This window comes from Pseudomonas sp. O230, assembly GCF_045447035.1.
Lineage (GTDB): Bacteria > Pseudomonadota > Gammaproteobacteria > Pseudomonadales > Pseudomonadaceae > Aquipseudomonas.
In genome coordinates, this window is sequence record NZ_JBJGXN010000002.1 from 319164 (window position 1) to 338914 (window position 19751).

General features: G+C 54.4%; 16 protein-coding genes. 11 read left to right on the forward strand and 5 right to left on the reverse strand.

The window, feature by feature from the left end; genetic code table 11:
- Positions 1 to 3 precede the first annotated feature (3 nt).
- From ACI77H_RS04790 to pabB, 3 genes are all read left to right on the forward strand, one after another.
- The gene (locus tag ACI77H_RS04790) at positions 4 to 1539 is read left to right on the forward strand and encodes an inactive transglutaminase family protein (protein WP_407010620.1); all 1536 of its coding nucleotides are present in this window, start codon (positions 4 to 6) and stop codon (positions 1537 to 1539) included.
- Positions 1539 to 2525: an alpha-L-glutamate ligase-like protein gene (locus ACI77H_RS04795; protein ID WP_407010622.1), complete on the forward strand. Its 987-nt coding sequence runs from the start codon at positions 1539 to 1541 to the stop codon at positions 2523 to 2525. The genes ACI77H_RS04790 and ACI77H_RS04795 overlap by 1 nt, the downstream gene beginning before the upstream one ends.
- A 221-nt stretch (positions 2526 to 2746) precedes the next feature.
- On the forward strand, positions 2747 to 4084 hold the full coding sequence (gene pabB / locus ACI77H_RS04800; protein ID WP_407010624.1) for an aminodeoxychorismate synthase component I: 1338 nt from the start codon (positions 2747 to 2749) through the stop codon (positions 4082 to 4084).
- A gap of 111 nt (positions 4085 to 4195) precedes the next feature.
- On the opposite strand, the gene thrH is transcribed toward pabB, so the two are convergent.
- A complete protein-coding gene (thrH, locus tag ACI77H_RS04805) occupies positions 4196 to 4813 on the reverse strand; it encodes a bifunctional phosphoserine phosphatase/homoserine phosphotransferase ThrH (protein WP_407010626.1) in 618 nt (205 codons plus the stop codon).
- 173 nt (positions 4814 to 4986) lie between these two features.
- On the opposite strand from thrH, the gene ACI77H_RS04810 reads away from it, so the two are divergent.
- From ACI77H_RS04810 to ACI77H_RS04820, 3 genes are all read left to right on the forward strand, one after another.
- On the forward strand, positions 4987 to 5727 hold the full coding sequence (locus ACI77H_RS04810) for a phosphoadenylyl-sulfate reductase (RefSeq protein WP_008042297.1): 741 nt from the start codon (positions 4987 to 4989) through the stop codon (positions 5725 to 5727).
- A gap of 576 nt (positions 5728 to 6303) precedes the next feature.
- The gene (locus ACI77H_RS04815) at positions 6304 to 7830 is read left to right on the forward strand and encodes an NCS1 family nucleobase:cation symporter-1 (protein ID WP_407010628.1); all 1527 of its coding nucleotides are present in this window, start codon (positions 6304 to 6306) and stop codon (positions 7828 to 7830) included.
- Positions 7831 to 7886: 56 nt separating this feature from the next.
- A complete protein-coding gene (locus tag ACI77H_RS04820) occupies positions 7887 to 8612 on the forward strand; it encodes an aspartate/glutamate racemase family protein (RefSeq protein WP_407010629.1) in 726 nt (241 codons plus the stop codon).
- A gap of 63 nt (positions 8613 to 8675) precedes the next feature.
- On the opposite strand, the gene ACI77H_RS04825 is transcribed toward ACI77H_RS04820, so the two are convergent.
- Positions 8676 to 9599 (reverse strand): LysR family transcriptional regulator, encoded by a 924-nt coding sequence (locus tag ACI77H_RS04825; protein WP_407010630.1) that lies wholly within the window; start codon positions 9597 to 9599, stop codon positions 8676 to 8678.
- A gap of 1208 nt (positions 9600 to 10807) precedes the next feature.
- On the opposite strand from ACI77H_RS04825, the gene ACI77H_RS04830 reads away from it, so the two are divergent.
- Together ACI77H_RS04830 and ACI77H_RS04835 are read left to right on the forward strand one after the other, a co-directional pair.
- A complete protein-coding gene (locus ACI77H_RS04830) occupies positions 10808 to 12343 on the forward strand; it encodes an AAA family ATPase (protein WP_407010631.1) in 1536 nt (511 codons plus the stop codon).
- Positions 12334 to 13827 (forward strand): VWA domain-containing protein, encoded by a 1494-nt coding sequence (locus ACI77H_RS04835; protein WP_407010632.1) that lies wholly within the window; start codon positions 12334 to 12336, stop codon positions 13825 to 13827. Before ACI77H_RS04830 ends, ACI77H_RS04835 begins: the two co-directional genes overlap by 10 nt.
- A 777-nt stretch (positions 13828 to 14604) precedes the next feature.
- Here the strand turns inward: ACI77H_RS04835 and ACI77H_RS04840 are convergent.
- The gene (locus ACI77H_RS04840) at positions 14605 to 14754 is read right to left on the reverse strand and encodes a hypothetical protein (RefSeq protein ID WP_407010634.1); all 150 of its coding nucleotides are present in this window, start codon (positions 14752 to 14754) and stop codon (positions 14605 to 14607) included.
- Positions 14755 to 14868: 114 nt separating this feature from the next.
- Between ACI77H_RS04840 and ACI77H_RS04845 the strand changes: the two genes are divergently transcribed.
- The gene (locus ACI77H_RS04845; RefSeq protein ID WP_407010635.1) at positions 14869 to 16104 is read left to right on the forward strand and encodes a TRAFs-binding domain-containing protein; all 1236 of its coding nucleotides are present in this window, start codon (positions 14869 to 14871) and stop codon (positions 16102 to 16104) included.
- Between the two features lie 6 nt (positions 16105 to 16110).
- Positions 16111 to 16515: a TIR domain-containing protein gene (locus ACI77H_RS04850; protein ID WP_407010636.1), complete on the forward strand. Its 405-nt coding sequence runs from the start codon at positions 16111 to 16113 to the stop codon at positions 16513 to 16515.
- A 344-nt stretch (positions 16516 to 16859) separates the two neighbouring features.
- Here ACI77H_RS04850 and ACI77H_RS04855 read toward each other — a convergent pair whose 3' ends face one another.
- Positions 16860 to 17111, reverse strand: a complete 252-nt coding sequence (locus ACI77H_RS04855) for a hypothetical protein (protein ID WP_407010637.1) — start codon at positions 17109 to 17111, stop codon at positions 16860 to 16862.
- Between the two features lie 152 nt (positions 17112 to 17263).
- On the opposite strand from ACI77H_RS04855, the gene ACI77H_RS04860 reads away from it, so the two are divergent.
- Complete coding sequence (locus ACI77H_RS04860) at positions 17264 to 18202, forward strand: sigma-54-dependent transcriptional regulator (protein ID WP_407010638.1); 939 nt, start codon at positions 17264 to 17266, stop codon at positions 18200 to 18202.
- 246 nt (positions 18203 to 18448) lie between these two features.
- On the opposite strand, the gene ACI77H_RS04865 is transcribed toward ACI77H_RS04860, so the two are convergent.
- The gene (locus ACI77H_RS04865; protein ID WP_407010640.1) at positions 18449 to 19711 is read right to left on the reverse strand and encodes a YiiX/YebB-like N1pC/P60 family cysteine hydrolase; all 1263 of its coding nucleotides are present in this window, start codon (positions 19709 to 19711) and stop codon (positions 18449 to 18451) included.
- Positions 19712 to 19751 lie beyond the last annotated feature (40 nt).

Sequence of the window (19751 nt, forward strand, 5' to 3'; positions counted from 1 at the left end):
CCAATGCGCGCTCTTACCCTCCATCTGAAACTGCTGATCGCCATCCTGGTGGTGCTGGGCATTTCAGTCACGGCCTATCAGATTTTCGTGCTCGGCATTCCGGTGACCGAAGACGCCACCGACGACTTGTGGAACATCGACGCCAAGGTCGAGTTCGTCGCCAGTGCCAAGGACCCGGTCAAGATCCAAATGTTCGTGCCACCGCTGAGCCGCGATTTCGTCAGCCTCAACGAAAGCTTCATCTCCAATAATTACGGCGTGGCCGTGAATCGCGTCGACGGCAACCGCAAGGTCACCTGGTCGGCGCGCCGGGCCAAGGGCAACCAGACCCTTTACTACCGTCTGGTACTGACCAAGCGCTACACCGGCGAAAAATCCAAGGTCAAAGGCCCGACCTTCCGCGACAGCATTGCCGTCGAAGGCGCGGAAAAAATCGCCGCCGAAGCCTTGCTCGCACCGATTCGCCAGCACTCGGCCGACGTCGAAACCTTCATCGGCGAAGCGATCAAGCGGGTCAACAACGTCAATGACGACAACGTGAAACTGTTGCTGGGTGGCGATCCATCCAGCGGGCACAAGGCAAAAATCGTCGAGCTGGTACTGTCCATCGCCCACGTGCCGGTGGAAAAAGTCCACACCATCCGCCTGGTGGCCGACCAGCCGCAATCCCCGGAACTCTGGCTGCGCAGCTTCAACGGCACCGATTGGCTGTACTTCAACCCGGAAACCGGCGAGCAAGGCCTGCCGACCGACCGTTTGCTGTGGTGGACCGGCGATGAAAACCTGATCACCGTCGATGGCGGCAAGAAAGCCACCGTCACCTTCAGCATGAACAACAGCGAAATGAACGCGATTCGCCTGGCCAAGCTGACCGACGAAAATACCGACGCCAACTTCCTCGAATACTCGCTGTACGGCCTGCCGCTGCAAACCCAGCAGACCTTCATGATCATGGTGATGATCCCGATCGGCGTGTTGGTGATCCTGATCCTGCGCAACCTGATCGGCTTGCAGACCCTCGGCACCTTTACCCCGGTGCTGATCGCCCTCGCCTTCCGCGAAACCCAGCTCGGGTTCGGCATCATGCTGTTCACCATCATTACCGCGCTGGGGCTTTCACTGCGCTCCTACCTTGAACACCTGAAGTTGCAAATGCTGCCGAGGTTGTCGGTGGTGCTGACGTTTGTGGTGGTGTTGATTGCCGCAATCAGCCTGTTCAGTCACAAGCTGGGCCTGGAGCGCGGGTTGTCCGTGGCGCTGTTCCCGATGGTGATTCTGACCATGACCATCGAACGCCTGTCGATTACCTGGGAAGAACGCGGCTCCGGACATGCCATGAAAGTGGCCATCGGCACGTTGTTCGCCGCGTCCCTGGCGCACCTGATCATGAGCGTGCCGGAACTGGTGTACTTCGTGTTCACCTTCCCGGCGATCCTGTTGATTCTGGTGGGCTTCATGTTGGCCATGGGTCGCTATCGCGGCTACCGCCTGACGGAACTGGTGCGCTTCAAGGCATTCCTGAAGAAGGCTGACGCCTGATGTTCGGCTTCTGGAAGACCTGGAAAGCCCTGGAAGCCCGGGGCATCATGGGGATCAATCGGCGTAACGCAGACTACGTGCTCAAGTACAACAAGCGCAGCCTGTACCCGATCGTCGATGACAAGATCATCACCAAGGAACGCGCGATCGCTGCCGGCATTCATGTGCCGGAACTGTACGGGGTGATTTCCACCGAGAAAGAAATCGACAAGCTCGACGAGATCATCGGCGGACGCAGCGACTTCGTGATCAAACCGGCCCAGGGCGCCGGTGGCGACGGCATCATTGTGATTGCCGACCGTTTTGAAGGGCGCTATCGCACGGTGTCCGGCAAGATCATCAGTCACGAGGAAATCGAGCACCATGTCTCCAGCATCCTCACCGGCCTGTATTCCCTGGGCGGTCACCGTGACCGCGCACTGATCGAATACCGCGTGATCCCCGACCAGATCTTCAAGAGCATCAGCTACGAAGGCGTGCCGGACATCCGCATCATCGTGCTGATGGGCTATCCGGTGATGGCCATGCTGCGCTTGCCAACGCGCCAGTCCGGCGGCAAGGCCAACCTGCACCAGGGCGCCATCGGTGTCGGCGTAGACCTCGCCACCGGCCTGACCCTGCGCGGCACCTGGCTGAACAACATCATCACCAAACACCCGGACACCACCAACGCAGTAGACGGTGTGCAACTGCCCTACTGGGACGGTTTCATGAAACTCGCGGCCGGCTGTTATGAGCTGTGCGGGCTGGGTTACATCGGTGTGGACATGGTACTGGACCAGGAGAAAGGGCCGCTGATTCTTGAGCTGAATGCCCGGCCCGGGTTGAACATCCAGATCGCCAATGATTGCGGGCTGACGTTGCGCACCCATGCGGTCGAGGCGCGGCTGGAAGAGTTGAAGGCGCGCGGGATTACCGAGACGCCCGAGGAACGCATGGCGTTTGTGCAGGAGATGTTTGGGCATATTCCTGCGGTTGAGGGTTGATCCAAAACCGAGTCGCCCCCTTCGCGAGCAAGCCCGCTCCCACATTGAATCTATGTAACACCGGAAATCCAATGTGTGGGCTTGCTCGCGAAGACTGACTCCCAGCCACCACAGCACTCAGCCCTGCCTCCAATCTGCCAATCCCCGACATCCCCCCTAGGAGCAATTCCCCGAGGGGACTACAATCGCCACCCCGCCTCGATGGCTGATCTGCACCGCCCATGTCGACCTGTTACGTACATCCGCTGCCCTATCGCGCCAACCCCGCCGAATACTTCGCGGCGATCCGTCATGCCCCCGGTGCCGTGCTGCTCGACAGCGGCCGGCCAACGGCTGATCGCGGGCGTTATGACGTGCTCAGTGCCTGGCCACTGGAACAACTGGCGGTAATGCCTGACGAAAGCGGTGGCGATTTCCTGCAACGCCTTCGCGACAATCTGACACGACTCGGTGAAGCCGCCGTTCCTTTTGACCTGCCCTTTGCTGGCGGGCTGATTGGCTACCTGAGCTACGACTTCGGGCGGCATCTGGAACACCTGCCGAACCGGGCACAAGACGATTTGCAATTGCCGGATGCGTGTTTTGGGCTCCACGACTGGGCGCTGATCAGCGATCACCAACGGATGACCAGTCAGTTGGTGTTTCACCCGTCGCTGAGCGACAGCGAACGTCAACGCCTGATCACGCTGTTCAGTCATCCCGTGGTTGAAGCGGTCGAATCGTTCAAATTGAAAGCACCGATGAGCGCCGACCTGAGCGCTGATGACTACCGCCGGGCAATAGAACGTATTCAGCAGTACATCCAGGCGGGCGACTGCTACCAGGTCAACTTTGCCCAGCGCTTCCGCGCCGAGTGCCAAGGGGATCCGTGGGTCGCGTACTGCGCGTTGCGCGCGGCGTGTCCGACGCCATTCTCCGGCTTCCAGAGCCTGCCCGACGGTGGCGCAGTGCTGAGCCTGTCGCCAGAGCGTTTCGTCAAAGTCAGCGACCGCCACGTGGAAACCCGCCCGATCAAGGGCACTCGCCCTCGTGGCCTGACCGATGCGGAAGATGCGGCGAACGCCGCCGAACTGCTGGCCAGCCCCAAGGATCGCGCGGAAAACCTGATGATCGTCGACCTGCTGCGCAATGACCTCGGCCGTACGTGCCGCATCGGCTCGGTGCAGGTGCCAGAGTTGTTCAGTCTCGAAAGTTATCCGAACGTACATCACTTGGTGAGCAGCGTGACCGGCGAACTGGCGGATGACCGCGATGCGCTGGATCTGATCGCTGGCAGCTTTCCCGGCGGTTCGATTACCGGAGCGCCGAAGATTCGCGCGATGCAGATCATTGATGAGCTGGAGCCGACTCGGCGCGGGTTGTATTGCGGTTCGTTGCTGTATCTGGATGTGCGCGGCGAGATGGACAGTTCAATCGCGATTCGAAGCTTGCTGGTGAAAGATGGGCAGGTGTGTTGCTGGGGCGGTGGCGGGATTGTTGCGGACTCGGAGTGGCAGGCGGAGTATCAGGAGTCGATCACCAAAGTGAAGGTGTTGCTCGACACCCTGCAAAACCTTTAACAGCATCGCGGGCAAGCCACGCGCCCACAGGTCTTGTGTTGATCGCACAATTGCGGGGCGACACAAAACCTGTGGGAGCGGGCTTGCCCGCGATGGCGTACTTGAAAACGACTACAAACTCAACGCCCGATTCGAAGCCTTGATGAACTCCTGTTTCAATTCCTCAAACGTGTGCACCGCCGGGAATTGCGGGAACTCGCGAATCACGTTGTCTGGCGCATGGAACAGTATCCCCGCATCCGCCTCGCCCAGCATCGTGGTGTCGTTGTAGGAGTCACCCGCCGCAATCACCCGATAGTAGAGGCTCTTGAAGGCCAGAACCGACTGACGCTTCGGGTCTTTCTGACGCAACTGGTAGCTCGTTACCCGCCCGGCATCGTCGGTAATCAGACGATGGCAAAGCAAGGTCGGGAAGCCCAGCTGACGCATCAGCGGTTGGGAAAACTCATAGAACGTATCCGACAGAATCACCACCTGAAAGCGCTCGCGCAGCCAGTTGACGAACTCGATGGCGCCGTCCAGCGGCTTCAGCGTGGCGATCACTTCCTGAATGTCGGTGAGCTTCAAGCCGTGCTCATCGAGAATCCGCAGGCGCTGCTTCATCAGCACGTCGTAGTCGGGAATGTCCCGGGTGGTGGCCCTGAGGGATTCGATCCCGGTTTTTTCGGCGAAGGCGATCCAGATTTCCGGAACCAGCACACCTTCAAGATCCAGACAGGCAATTTCCACAACACACTCCCATTTGTATTGATTATTGAGTCGAGCGAGCAAAAGGACTGCCGAACTCTAGCGACTCGGGCTGACCTGCGCAACGCAGAGGGCGCGCCAGTGGCTGCAGGATTTTGTTACCATCAGGCCCATATAGAGCGCCCAGCGCCACCGACCTGTAGGAAGCCGCCCTGATGAGCCCATCGTTCGATGTCGTGGAACTCGCCACGACCTATGCCAACAAATCCGCCCAGGACATCCTGAAACTCGCTTTTGCCGAGTTCGGCGATGACCTGTGGATATCTTTCAGCGGCGCCGAGGACGTGGTGCTGGTAGACATGGCCTGGAAGCTGAACAAGAACGTCAAAGTGTTCAGCCTCGACACCGGTCGTTTGCACCCCGAGACCTACCGCTTCATCGATCAGGTGCGCGAGCATTACAAGATCGACATTGAGCTGGTGTCGCCGGACTACACGAAACTTGAACCGTTCGTGAAGGAAAAAGGCTTGTTCAGCTTCTACAAGGACGGGCATGGCGAATGCTGCGGTATCCGCAAGATCGAGCCGCTGCGTCGCAAGCTCTCGGGCGTGACTGCCTGGGCCACCGGCCAGCGTCGGGACCAGAGTCCTGGCACTCGCAGCGCCGTCGCCGTGCTGGAAATCGACACCGCGTTCTCCACTCCGGAACGCACCCTGTACAAATTCAATCCGCTGGCGCAGATGACCAGCGAAGAGATCTGGGGCTACATCCGCATGCTTGAGTTGCCATACAACAGCCTGCATGAACGCGGCTTCATCAGCATCGGCTGCGAGCCATGCACCCGCCCCGTGCTGCCGAACCAGCACGAGCGCGAAGGTCGCTGGTGGTGGGAAGAGGCGACGCAGAAAGAATGCGGGTTGCACGCGGGGAATATCATCAGTAAATCCAAAGCATAATCCCGCCCGGCCCTGGCGAAATCCCCTTGTAGGAGCCAGCTTGCTGGCGATTGCGATTTTCCAGTCAATCACGCTGTGAATGACACACCGCTATCGCCAGCAAGCTGGCTCCTACAGGTGTCGTGATCAATCCGAGAAAATGTGTACACACGAATGTCACCATAGGTGCCATTTATGTGTGCACTTTTTGTTTCTGCGCCCCAAATGGTTACATCCGCCCTTTCTGACTCCTTCCATAGACCCTCCCCAAGATTCCCGCTGAAAAATAAATACCTGTTTAAACGGTCAATTTATACCGTCTGTTTTTCAGTCACTTATCTCAAATCGATAACAAATCGAAATTAGCCACGAATTCCATAGATCGAGAGCTGGCACAGATCTGGCTTAAGTGCATACATGTTTTGTATACAATCAAAACAAAACATACACACACTTTCGATCCGCAAGCCTGAAGCGCCCTATCCCGTACAGGCTGCAGATGCCCCGTAACCAATGATGCTTGTCGCCTGCGACGAAGATTTGTCGAGCCCACGCTCATGCACAGTCATCGCAACGCCAAGCTCGGAGCCTGCCGGAATGCGTACTAGCCTCTCCAATAACAACATCGCGCTGGATCTGCCCTCCTTATCCCCCACTCAAACGTTTCAAGAACCCGTGGTGCTCAGCCCGCGCCTGCACAACAAAGACCTGGCGCCGACCAAAGCCGAAGGCCGACGCTGGGGCCGCTACAGCATTTTTGCCCTGTGGACCAACGACGTTCACAACATCGCCAACTATTCCTTCGCCATCGGTCTTTATGCATTAGGTCTGGGCGGCTGGCAGATTCTGCTGTCGCTCGGGATCGGCGCGGCGCTGGTGTATTGCTTCATGAACCTCTCCGGCTACATGGGCCAGAAAACCGGCGTGCCGTTTCCGGTGATCAGCCGGATCAGTTTCGGTATCCACGGGGCGCAAATTCCCGCATTGATCCGCGCCGTTATTGCCATCGCCTGGTTCGGGATTCAGACGTACCTCGCCTCGGTTGTGTTTCGGGTGCTTCTGACTGCGGTGCATCCGGGTTTCGCCGACTACGACCACAACTCGATCCTCGGCCTGTCGAGCCTGGGCTGGGTGTGTTTCGTGGCGATCTGGCTGGTGCAGCTGGCGATTCTCGCCTACGGCATGGAGATGGTGCGGCGCTATGAAGCGTTCGCCGGCCCGGTGATTTTGCTGACCGTCGCCGCCCTCGCCGCGTGGATGTACACCCAGGCCAACGCGACCATCGCCTGGTCGATCCGCGAACCACTGACCGGCGGCGAGATGTGGCGCAACATCTTCGCCGGCGGTGCGTTGTGGCTGGCGATCTACGGCACGCTGATCCTCAACTTCTGTGACTTCGCCCGTTCTTCGCCTTGCCGCAAGACGATCAAGGTCGGAAATTTCTGGGGCCTGCCGGTGAACATTCTGGTGTTCGCCGGTATCACCGTCCTACTGTGCGGCGCGCAATTTCAGATCAATGGCCGGATCATCGAAAGTCCGACGGAGATCATCGCGTCGATCCCCAATACGTTCTTCCTGGTACTCGGTTGCCTCGCCTTCCTGATCGTCACCGTGGCGGTAAACATCATGGCCAACTTCGTCGCCCCGGCCTTCGTGCTGAGCAATCTGGCGCCGAAATACCTGAACTTCCGCCGCGCCGGTCTGATCAGCGCGACCATCGCCGTACTGATCCTGCCGTGGAACCTTTACAACAGCCCGCTGGTAATCGTGTATTTCCTGTCCGGCCTCGGCGCCCTGCTCGGCCCGTTGTACGGGGTGATCATGGTCGACTACTGGCTTGTACGAAAAGGTCAGGTCAACGTGCCGCAGTTGTACAGCGAAGATCCCAACGGCGCTTATTACTACAGCCGCGGCGTCAATTTACGCGCCGTAGCGGCGTTCATTCCTGCAGCACTGATCGCCATCGTCCTGGCGCTGGTGCCCGGGTTCAATCTCGTATCACCGTTCTCCTGGCTGATTGGTGCCGGGATTGCCGGGATGCTTTATCTGATCATCGCCAAACGGCAGCCGCACTACGCGGACGTCAGCGGCGAAGCCATCGCGGTCGACAACGTCAGCCACTAAACCCTGGCGACCCGGCAAGCACGGGGCGCAGAACCGTCCCGCTATAAGGATTTCCCATGCGAATTCTCGTGGTCAACGTCAACACCACCGAATCCATCACCCAGGCCATCGCCCGTTCGGCCCAAGCCATCGCTGCACCCGGCACCGAAATCATTGGCCTGACACCGTACTTCGGCGCCGACTCCATCGAAGGCAATTTCGAAAGCTACCTGGCCGCCATCGCCGTGATGGATCGAGTGATGTCCTACGATCAGCCCTTCGACGCGGTGATTCAGGCCGGTTACGGCGAGCACGGTCGCGAAGGGTTGCAGGAACTGCTCAACGTGCCAGTGGTGGACATCACCGACGCTGCGGCCAGCACGGCGATGTTTCTGGGTCATGCCTATTCGGTGGTCACCACGCTGGACCGTACCGTGCCGTTGATCGAGGATCGGCTGAAACTCTCAGGGCTGTGGGACCGCTGCGCATCCGTGCGGGCCAGTGGCCTGGCGGTCCTGGAGTTGGAATCCGATCCCGAACGGGCGCTTGAGGCGATAGTGCGTCAGGCGGAATTGGCAGTATTGGAGGACAAAGCCGAGGTGATTTGCCTCGGTTGCGGCGGGATGGCCGGGCTCGACGATCAGATTCGCCGACGCACCGGCGTGCCGGTGGTGGATGGCGTGACGGCGGCGGTGACAATGGCCGAATCGTTGGTGCGGCTGGGGTTGTCGACGTCGAAGGTAAGGACGTATGCGACGCCGCGGCCGAAGAACATTATTGGGTGGCCGGGGTTTGGCAGGTAGAGACCGCGTTATCGTTCATCGCCGGCAAGCCGGCGATGGCCGCACCTCGGTCCAAGGCCAGACTCAAACCGCACTAAACCGCGCCCCCAATCCCTGCTGGGCAAACTGCTCAATAATGAAGTCCACAAACGCCCGGGTCTTGCCCGGCAACAATTTGTGCTCAGCGTAGTAAATGGAAATGTTGCCATCGTCGACATACCAGTCCGGCAACACCCGCTGCAACGTCCCGGCTTCCAAATAACCCGACGCAAACGGCATGCTCACCAACGCAATCCCCAATCCCTGAATCGCCGTCGCACAAGCCGCTTCGGAATCGCTCATGGTCATCCGCGCCTTGAGCGTCAGCGGGCTGTGTTGGTGGGTGCGGCTGGTCAATTGCCAGGACCGCACACGCCCCGTCTGCGGCGACCGAATCAGAATCCCGTCGTGGTGTTTGAGATCATCCGGCTCGACGACCGCCGCACGCCCCGCCAGATATTCGGCGGACGCCACCAACACCCGATGCGCCGGCGTCAGCCTGCGCGCGACCACCCCCTGCGGCAGCTCGAATCCACCGCCAATCGCGGCATCGAAGCCTTGTGCAATCAGATCGACCTGGCGGTTATCAAAATGCCAGTCCGGGTTGATTGCCGGAAACCGGCGTAGAAACTCGCCCAGCAACGGCACCACATACAACCGCCCGAACACCGTACCCATGCTGACTTTCAGCGTTCCCGCCGGACGTCCTTCGGCGCTCGCGAGATTGGCCACGGCATTCTGAATCGTGTGCAGGCTGGAACTGACTTCGCCAAGAAACAGATGGCCGGCCTCGGTCAGCGTCAGGCTCCGGGTGCTGCGCTGAAACAGCCGCACACCGAGCCGCGCCTCAAGTTTTGCAACACTCTTGCCCACCGCCGCCGGGGTCAGACTCAGTCGTCGCGCGGCTTCGGCAAAGCTGCCGACTTCGGCGCTGCGCACGAAGCATTCGATACTGCTGAAGGTTTCCATAAGCGCCACTATAAACTTTTGGTTTACACAGACTATCGCAATTACCGTCTACACAGCCTTCGGTGGTCATTAGAAAATAAAATGAAGTCATTAGATTTTATAAGAAGTGAACATGCCCTCCTCCTTCTGAAGCTTCGGAAAGCTACAAGGAAGCCTTATGTCATCAATGAAAATGCCGAATTCAATGTGATCCTACGAAATAAAGTGTGTCGGATCGAGCCCAGTAAATTCAGGAGGTAGCCGGTGGACGATTCAGAAATAAAGTCTGTCGAAGACCCGATTTTTTAACGTTTTGCCGCGAGACCTACTAAATAAGTCTGTCGGAAACCGGTGCCGAACCCATCCAGGACACCTACGACCGCGCTATTAAAACGCTGAAAGTGTCGATTTAGAAACCTTGCAGCGGCTAATCTGCCGCCGGGTACTAGAGTCACCGGCGAGGGATGAAATAGGCAACGAGACCGATGGTCATTAACCAGACATGGGTTGAACTGTCGACCGGGGTATCACCTGGGAAAAGGATCATTGTTTGCATGGACCGATTCTCCCGCCAGGGGAAGGGTCATAGTCGGAGTTGACTAGTGACTGTCCTGACTTCGTATTTAGTGGCATTGCTCATCAAGTTGACGTATCCAGACAAAAAAGTTGTCTCGTTGCCGCCTGAATCTCAGCGCTCCCAACCCCTTGGGTAATTGCACGGACTTGACCTCGCGGGATCGCTTTTGCTTCTTCGTCGTCTGTGACGTCCTTACCGCTACCTAAGGTGGGGCCGTGAGCTGGTTCGTTACACCCGCGACGACTGCACCGGTATCCAGCAAATTCTGCCTCTTGGCGCCCACTCACCATATCCCACTGGCGACACAGAGTGGTAAGCCAACGCTCGTTTGCCGACTACTGCGAATCTGTTGTTCAGACTTACGATATGCCGATGTTAGAGGGCCTGTGAGAGCTGAGCGCATCACTGTATGTGCGGCGTCTGTTGCTCAAGATGCGCGTAGAGTGGAACAGTCTCCAGCCTTACTGGCCCCGCTGATATCGACTGGCTGGTTCGGTTCTCCGGTCACGAGAGGCGACTTTCGGCCAATAGCGTGCATTGACAAATTCTCCGGCGCACCCGCTGCAGAAAAAGGCATCGCCAAGCAATGGCCATTCGCTATGAATCTGGATAGTCTCTGCATCAACAGCCGAATGGATTCAAGGAGTTGAGTGTGGGTTTGCAAAAGCGTATCGGGGATTTAGTTGCCAGCGTAAGCTCGGGCATGTTTGAGCGTGAAGAGATCATTGCGGTATCTCTGCTGGGAGCGCTCTGCGGGCAGAATACTTTTTTATACGGGCCACCCGGCACGGCCAAGAGTCTGATTTCTCGTCGTATAGCCTGCGCTTTTGAGCAACCGACCTATTTCGAATACCTGATGAACCGCTTCAGCACACCTGAAGAGGTGTTTGGCCCTGTGTCCATCAAGGCACTAAAAGAAGATAACTACATTCGCAAAACAGATAATTACCTGCCCAAGGCCGAGTTCGCCTTCCTTGATGAGATCTGGAAATCCAGCCCCGCCATTTTGAATACCCTCCTGACGTTGATTAACGAGCATGTGTTCCGTAATGGTGAAGCCATTGAGAAAGCCCCACTTAAGGCTCTGATTGCTGCATCCAACGAAACGCCAGATGCTAATCAGGGCCTTGAAGCCTTGTACGACCGCTTTATTGTGCGGCTGATGGTGGGGCCGATCCGTGAAGTCCAGCACTTCGATCAGCTGGTTAATAGCAAACCGACCGAAGCAAAAATCAACATCCCCTTGGCTCTACAGGTGAAATCCAGCGAATGGGCTGAATGGATGGCGCAATCGCATCAGGTCAAGCTGTCTGCTGAGACGCTAACCATTATTCATTTGATCCGCGAACAACTAGAGCAGCAATACGAAACGCTCAAGGTTTATGTCTCCGACCGACGCTGGCAGCGAGCCGCGATGCTCATGAAGGCAGCAGCCTTCTTTAATGATCGCAGGGAAACCAACCATAGTGACGCCTTACTGCTGCAGCACTGCTTGTGGACGCATGAAGAAAATCGTCAGACTGTCTGGGATATCGTTGCGGAAGCGGTAAAGGTCTGCGGGTTTGATAGTGGTATAGATTTGGCTACGCTTGATAAAGAGAAAGACGCACTAGACAAGGAGATAAAGAAGGAGCTTTTCCATTCCTCTGACATTTATAAAACGGTAAGCATCTCCAATAAACATTTCTTTCAATGCAAAGGCACCTTCAAGTCAAAGAGCAATTACTACAGCAATCACGAAAAAATATTTGAGATATTTATTGCAAAAGAAAGACTTAAAACAAAGGACGAGTTTCATCCGCTAGACAGCAAGGGCAATGAACAGAAAAGCATTAAGTGCAAATTTGATGGACAAGGAACCTGCCAGCTCAACATGTCTGACGGGCACATGGATTACTTGAGTATTAAATTTACGCCTGAGATTATTTTTCATAAAGGCGACAAAAAGGAAGACATTAATATAAGGCTAGTTACTTCCCTTGCCTGTTCGGTGCGTGAAATTCGTGAAAAACTTTCTATTACCCTTAAAAGGGTAGAGAAAAGATTTAAATCCTACGAGGCTAAGCTGAGTTCGCCTTTTGTACCGGCAGATAAGGCGTCCCTAGCGATTTCGGGCATAGCGCTACAAATTGCAGGCCTACAACTTCGTATCAAAGACTGCGAACGTTTGGAAGAGTTATGCCGCTAGATCAACTGGTCAGTGTTGCCAATGATATTGGTGATAACGTTCAACGTAAATTCGCATCGCTACTAGGGCGCTCTGATTCGGCTGCAGGTTACGTAGAAGAGCGGATTCGGCTGTGGCAATCGGCCTCGGCTGCTCAGCTGAAAGCTGAGTTCCCCTATGCGCTATATGAGCAGCAGCTATCGGCTTGGCAAGTACGGTTCCAGTCTCCTCCTGTGTCGAGTGCCGAACTGGCGGCGGCAGTTGAGAACTATGTTGCGCTGTGCCGTGCAGCCAAACTGCCGAACAATCAATCTTTTTGGCAGCGTGAGCTGGCAGCGGCGACAGCTCCTGAAACGGTTGAGAAAAAACGTCGGGGCGATTGCACTGTGAGCGCCCGCCTTTTGCGAGATGAATGGCAAAAAGCGCTAGATAAGGTGCGAGCTGAGTGGGAACTTGAGCGTCTATCCATGCTGCGCCAGCAGTTCATGGAGGATCTCGAAGCATTTTTGCAGTTGCTGCAACAGCTTCACCAGCAGTTGGAAACGCTGGGATTGGATCCTGGTATGTTCCTTGACCTCTCCAAAGGTAATTTGTCTGCACAAGAGATTGAGCGCTTTAAGCGTTGGGCTACATACTTGGCCAATAATTCGGGCGTTCAGTCGCTATGTGATTTGCTAGGTAAGCTACATCAGTTGGAGTTATCCGAGCGGATCGAGCGAGCCCAAGTGCGCTATACGCAAGACATTGAGTTGCCGGATATCAATTCCCGAGAAGAGATCATCGGCATTCGTTTGGGGCGTGATATCGAGCATGTGCTGCCCAGTGAGTTGGCACTGTTGGCTGACCCTGAAACGTCCATACTTTTCGACCTCAAATACGTCGAGTCACGCCTAATGTGTTTTGACATGCAGGGCATTCAGCGCGTGCAACAGCATCACCAGAAGGAAGATCTGCTTCGTGTCGAAGAGGCGGCTGAACAAGGCCCCATGGTGATCTGTGTCGACACCAGCGGTTCTATGAGCGGTATGCCTGAGACGGTTGCCAAAGCCGTGGCGCTTTTCATTGCAGGCAAGGCCAGGCAGCAAAAACGAGCGTGCTATTTGATCAATTTTTCCACCGGCATCGAGACGCTGGATCTTGGCGACGATTTTGGTATGGAGGCATTGATAAAGTTTCTGGGCATGTCCTTTCACGGCGGTACAGACGCTATCCCGGCATTGGATCATGCGCTGGGTGTGATGCAGCGCGACATCTATGAGCGTGCTGATCTACTGATGATTTCAGACTTCATCATGGCCAGCTTGCCGGAGCAGCTATGCCAGCGAATTGAGCAGCAGCGTACTCATGGCAATCGTTTCTATTCCTTGGTTGTAGGCGATTGCTTTATGACTCAACGTTTGACTAGTCTTTTTGACCATGAATGGGTCTATGACCCGTACAGCAGCCAGATTCATGAACTGATTGGTTTTGAGCACGCGCTATCTGGTAGTGCCAAGAATGGATGACCCCATAACCCTGATTTAATGACTGCTTCTGGCCGACTCCCGCCTGTCGGGACCGGCAGAGAGCGGCCATATCCGGACATTCGTGGCAGCCACAAAATCGCCATCGTGACTAGCTACGGTTGCAGATCCCAACCCTGAGAAATGGCAAGCGTATCGGAGTCGCACCCAATCCTTCTCAGAGCCGCAGCGACCGAGTTTCATGTCGCAGATAATTGATCACCTGCGACAGACTCACGCTACGCAGCAAAGCTTTATCCTGCGGTGCGAGCGCAACGTCGCGTAACTTAGGAATAAAGCGACGGACAACTCTCGGCCAAAATTTGCGGTTGACATCAGTGAAATAGCGCCTGCTGCTAATTACTGTTGGGTGTAGCCATACACCGTAAGGCTTGATAAAAAGCCTCTACCTCAGCAGCCCCCTTCGTTGCATGTAACGAAAACAATGGAAACGAGCTCTTAACCCACTCGCAATAGACACGCCCCGTGCGAATCGAGTAGTGTCTCAGGCGAGTTTGCTCACGCACTTGGTTGAGCATTGAGGCTGTCTATCCAAGGTGTATAACTCCCTTATACGGTCATAGGGACGCTGAAAGCCTTAGCATAGACACGAATAGCCAGATGGACAAGGAGTGTCCACCAAGCCTATCAGGGTAGTTGCGCACCATTTTGGTGCGTTTTTATAGTTGAAAACAGTTCTTAATTTTGGTGGTTTTGTATGCACGGAAGCATTCACTCATCTCTTCGGCCAGACCTCAGCGCAGTTGCACGTGCTGAGCGTCAGCGCACGAGCAGGCTGAATGCCCGCAGCGTTTTGCGGTGGCCTTGCGGCTCATCGCTGAAGCAAACGCCATTGATCTCACCGCCTTTCTTCATCTGCCAACGCCCGCACGTTCGTTGCCCAACCTTTCGGTTCGGCTTGAGGTACATTTGTAGTCGCCTGCAAATTCAATGCTCGATTTACCACCGCAATAGCCCGCCCCGACGGGCTAAAGCGCGCCCTTAACTAAACGTTATAGCTTATCAATCATATAGGTGCAGCGAATGGCAAAAAAACAAAAATTATGTTTCGTTATTATGGGGTTTGGAAAAAAAACAGACCTGTCTACAGGTAAAACATTAGACCTTGACAAAACATATAAAAACATTATTAAGCCGGCAGTTGAAAAAGCAGGGCTTCAGTGTGTTAGGGCAGATGAAATCCAAGACTCTGGCTTGATAGATAAGAGCATGTATGCGTTGTTAATGCATGCGGATTTAGTTGTGGCAGATATATCCACATATAACCCAAATGCAATTTATGAATTAGGTATTCGTCATGCTGTTAGGCCTTATTCAACAATAATAATAAAGGAGCAAGAGGGTACTATTCCATTTGATCTAAACCACAACCGTATTTTTCATTATGTTCACTTAGGCGATGATATTGGCGTCGATGAGGCTGGACGATGCAAAGAAGCATTGGTTGAAATGATCGAGTCGATACTAAAAAATAAAGTAATTGATAGCCCTCTTTATGACTACATACAAGATATTGAACCACCTAAATTAACACAAAAAGAATATCAAAGAATTATTGGTGATTTATCTGAAAGAGAAGAAAGTATTTTTGCTATTTCAGAGCGTGCCAAGCATTTTATGGAGGATTCTAACTTTGTCGGAGCTGCTAAATTATGGGAAAAGGCTGAAGGGTTAGTTCCAAATGAAGTATATTTTACTCAGCAACATGCCTTGGCTAAGTATAAATCTAAAGAACCTACAGAAATCTCTTCTTTAACCGACGCTCTTAAAATAATCGAAAAGCTAGATCCAGATAATGAAACAAACGACCCGGAAACTCTTGGGCTTACTGGCGCTATATACAAGCGAATGTGGCATGCAACAAATGATGTCGAGTGTTTGAAGCGAGCTATACATTATTATGGCAAGGGGTTTCAAATTCGCCGTGATTATTATAATGGTGAGAATTACGCTCTTTGTTTAAATCTTGCAGCAAGTATCGAAGTGGATCTAGAAGAAAAAACCTTTTATAAAATTTCAGCCAAAAAGGCGAGGCAAGAAATTTTGGGGATTTTGGCTCACTTATCTGAGGAGGAAGAAATTTCTCAGTCAATAAATAAGTGGCCTTATGCAACACTCGCCAATTGCTATTTTGGCCTTGGTGATGTTGATAATGGAATGAAATATGAAAATATTTATCTAGCTTTGGTTTCGTCCGGCTGGGAAAAGGAAACATATTTCGAAAGCAAAGAAATATTAAATAAATTAATCAATGGGTAAATGGCAATGGCTAAAGAATATAAGATATTTATAAGTCACTCCTGGCAGTATTCAGATACACTGGAGGCGCTAAGAGATTTAATTAACGCAAGATCGCATTTTAGCGCCACATACGAGGAGTCTACAAAGGATAAGCCAATAAACTCTGAAAATGAAGGCTACGTCAAAACGAGGTTGGCACAAAAAATTGGGAACTCAAACATCGTATTAGCATTGGCTGGAGTATATGCGAGTCATAGCTCTTGGATGGAGTGGGAGTTAGATAAGGCTATTGATTTAGGAATCCCCATTGTTGGTGTAATTCCAAGAGGGCAGGAAAGGATATCAACTATTGTGTCTTCACGATCCATCGTTGATGTTCGTTGGAATACCGAAAGTATTATTACCGCAATCAGGGCGCATGCCAAGTAAGTCATAATAAATCGTTTCAATACCACTTCAGCGCTTCGCGCCTGCGTTGGACAGTTTTTAAGTCGCGGTTTTATGGTTTTGCTACGCAAAAGTATTCCATGAACCAAAAACTTAAAAGCTGTCGTTGAATTCTGCGATTTAAACGGCTCTTAATTTTTGTGGCTTCATATGCACGGAAGTATTACTTGATTTCATCGGCACAAATCTCAGTGCAGTTGCAAGCCATGAGCCTCTGCGTGCGAATAGGCTAAATGCCCGCAGCGTTTTGTATTGGCACCGTCGGAACATGCACATTCACCGTTGGTGAGCTCGACCCGCATCAGCCTCAAAGCATCGTAGATGCATCATTTAATACGATCAGAACGAAATACCGTGATCATCACGATGTCATGGCTGTGCCCTGGGCCATGCGTCACCTGGTTACTCAGACGCAAGCGCGCTGCCGGATCTTTGGCCAGACGCTCGACCAGGATATTACCCAGCGTGTCGCGCTTTTCACCAGGTGGCACTGCGGTCAACCATTCGACCAGCTTGCATTCATCTTTCACCGCAGGATCAGCCAGGGCTTTCAGGTGCGGCCTCCAGCTTTCAACCATGGGCGCCAGTAATCAGCTTGGCGGCCGTGCCTCACAGATCCTTCACCAGTGTCTTCGCCTCACTCTTGTCGTTGAGTTCATGCTGCGCTTTAACACGCAGGTCCTGTTCTTGGTGCGCCAACATTTCGGCCCGATTCTCTAGGTATAGCGGCTTGCAATCGAAATTGACGCTGCTTGATTGCAATCAGCTACAAATATTTCCATGCGTTGGTATGTTGATATTAGGCAAGCGCGGTACAGGGAAGAGCCGTTTGGTTGAGACCCAGGTGGCAACGCTCAAGCAGCGACCGCACAGAGTGGTTACTTTCGCGTGCGGCGGGCTTGAGTCCACGCTTGCCGAAAGTCTGCTGTTCGGTCATGTAAAAGGCGCCTTCACGGGCGCAGCACAAGCTCGCAAAGGGCTGTTAGCGCAGGCCGATGGCGGGATTCTTTTTCTCGATGAAATCCAGGACCTGCCCCGCCCCGTACAACGCCAACTAGTGCGCGTTTTCCAGGATCGCCAGCGACGCTACCGTCCCATCGGCAGTGATGACGAGATCAGCGTGGATTTCGAACTGGTCTGCGCGTCAAACCTGCCAATGACACAACTGCGCGAGCGGTTGGACGAAGACTTCTATGATCGCCTGAGTCACCTCTGCGTCAGGCTGCCGGCCTTGCGCGATTGCCGTGAAGACCTGCGCCAGGATTGGGAGCAAGTGTGGGGCGATTGCCGGGTGGATGCCAACCTGCCCGCGCAAGCTCCTTGGTCAGATGCTTTGGCGAGAACCCTGGCGGAGCACCCGCTGCACGGCAACCTGCGTGACCTGCAACGGCTGGCAGCACTGTACACGGCATGGTTCGAGCCTGGTGCTGAAATTCGTAGCCTGAAAAAAGCCCTTCAGCAATGGTCCGCTGCAGCCGTCGACTCTCTGGCTGCGGAGCCGCTGAACAGCGGTACTCGTGAAGAGCAGATCAGACGCTTTCAGGCGGCGTTGGCGGTTCGGACCAAGAGGCAGTTTGGTACCTGGAAAGAGGCGGCAAAGGTGCTGGACTGCGATGCGAAAACCTTGCAGCGCGATGCTGCTTTCATAGGTAGCACACGTTCTTCGTAGCAAGCGGTCTGCTGATCGGGCGCTGCAGAGGCGGTGCGAGCATCGCCCGCGGACTGCCCGGGCGACGCGTCGCTTGACGGAGGTAAAGCCCCCGGACGACGCAGGCTTGCAAAATTTGAGAGCTGGGGCAACCAGACAAGAGCATGACGTACTGCAAGTGAAGCCCTTTGCAGATGAGGACTCACGACCAAATGGCCCCTTGTGGACGCTCGGCTGACGTGTGGGGCGCAGCCGCCTCGCTTGCGGCTAGAAAGTCTTCATTGGTTCGTCAATGGAGCGTATGCGGAAGCAGTCGTCGCAAAGTCGACACGTCCCAGGTCCAGCCGGCGGAACACTCAAGAGGACATAATCGCAGACTGGCTCGTCTGCACAGACAGTGCACACATCCAAACTTCCGGCTACCCGGATGGCCGCTTCCGTCATCGCAGCCTGCTTTGGGTCCCACTCGCGCAGCGAAGCGAACCATTCCGGCGTGTGCGGACGAAGCAGCGTGCGAGGCTCCGGCTCAAGCAGCCCCTTACGCTCAAGCCAAGTAGTTGCCGCCCTAATGCGACGAGCATATAGCTGTGTCAAAAGCTCGTACAGCTCTATCTTCAGAGCGAAATATTGGCGCGGATGCAATGCGTTCACGGTCACGTAGCCCGCATGGTTCAGGACAAAACGGTTTTGCCCTAACTTCTCGCTTTCCAGCAGCTCTTCACAGTATCTCTGCTTGTGCTCCGCCGAGCTTTCGGATCCCTCCATGAAGGCGACGTGATACTGCCAAGCATTCCTTTCAAACTCATCCTTCCACAGTTCCAGATACCTTGAAGTTCTCAGAGCTTTTACTAGGTGATCATCTGCCTCCTGATGGTCCACTAGGTATGCATCAATGTCGTTGAGTGATTCAATCTCAGAGGACAGCTTTCGGGCTTCCCGAAGCAAGGCATTGGTTGAATCCCGCATAGCCTGAACGTGGTCAATATCTTCACGCCAGCGAGCCTCTTCTTCCGCATTGAGATCTCTCAGCACATTAGGAACCTCAAAAAGCGCGGCGCTATTCAGTAACTCCCCTGGATGGCAAAAGTCAGCATTCGGCACTAGGTTTGCACCGGCCCGATGATAAGCCTGCGCGACCAATCGCGAGCAGAACTGCCTCCGACCGGCCACAAAACCAGCCAACACGCTCTTGCCGGCGCCGATCTTGGTGTATCGAGTACCTACCGCAGCTCTGGCGAAGGTGATAATAGAGTGCAGTTGGTCAGTAGTCAGGGGCACAACCGGCCGAAGAACGTGCCCAGCGCAGCCTGGCTCAAGTATCAGCCGCTCGAGATTGCGTGCATGAACACCGTCACCAGTAGAATCGATCACACTCGACTTCCCCACACAAATCATAGCGTGAGAGATGTCCGCGCCGATGGCCTTACGGATCGTTTTGCTCATGGGTTCGGGCGTGGTTGTCAGTACAATATCGCCGAGCTGGATGAGGTCGGAGACGAACACCCGAGGCCTCAGTTCCAATTCATTCATCTCGCCTTCCATATTGAATATTGCTCCTGTGCAGGTACTG

Excerpts from the sequence above, each read along its gene's own strand:
- ACI77H_RS04790 (WP_407010620.1), top strand. The coding sequence starts at position 4 with ATGCGCGCTCTTACCCTCCATCTGAAACTGCTGATCGCCATCCTGGTG.
- ACI77H_RS04795 (WP_407010622.1), top strand. The coding sequence starts at position 1,539 with ATGTTCGGCTTCTGGAAGACCTGGAAAGCCCTGGAAGCCCGGGGCATC.
- pabB (WP_407010624.1), top strand. The coding sequence starts at position 2,747 with ATGTCGACCTGTTACGTACATCCGCTGCCCTATCGCGCCAACCCCGCC.
- ACI77H_RS04810 (WP_008042297.1), top strand. The coding sequence starts at position 4,987 with ATGAGCCCATCGTTCGATGTCGTGGAACTCGCCACGACCTATGCCAAC.
- ACI77H_RS04815 (WP_407010628.1), top strand. The coding sequence starts at position 6,304 with ATGCGTACTAGCCTCTCCAATAACAACATCGCGCTGGATCTGCCCTCC.
- ACI77H_RS04820 (WP_407010629.1), top strand. The coding sequence starts at position 7,887 with ATGCGAATTCTCGTGGTCAACGTCAACACCACCGAATCCATCACCCAG.
- ACI77H_RS04825 (WP_407010630.1), bottom strand. The coding sequence starts at position 9,599 with ATGGAAACCTTCAGCAGTATCGAATGCTTCGTGCGCAGCGCCGAAGTC.
- ACI77H_RS04835 (WP_407010632.1), top strand. The coding sequence starts at position 12,334 with ATGCCGCTAGATCAACTGGTCAGTGTTGCCAATGATATTGGTGATAAC.
- ACI77H_RS04840 (WP_407010634.1), bottom strand. The coding sequence starts at position 14,754 with ATGTACCTCAAGCCGAACCGAAAGGTTGGGCAACGAACGTGCGGGCGT.
- ACI77H_RS04845 (WP_407010635.1), top strand. The coding sequence starts at position 14,869 with ATGGCAAAAAAACAAAAATTATGTTTCGTTATTATGGGGTTTGGAAAA.
- ACI77H_RS04850 (WP_407010636.1), top strand. The coding sequence starts at position 16,111 with ATGGCTAAAGAATATAAGATATTTATAAGTCACTCCTGGCAGTATTCA.
- ACI77H_RS04855 (WP_407010637.1), bottom strand. The coding sequence starts at position 17,111 with ATGGTTGAAAGCTGGAGGCCGCACCTGAAAGCCCTGGCTGATCCTGCG.
- ACI77H_RS04865 (WP_407010640.1), bottom strand. The coding sequence starts at position 19,711 with ATGAATGAATTGGAACTGAGGCCTCGGGTGTTCGTCTCCGACCTCATC.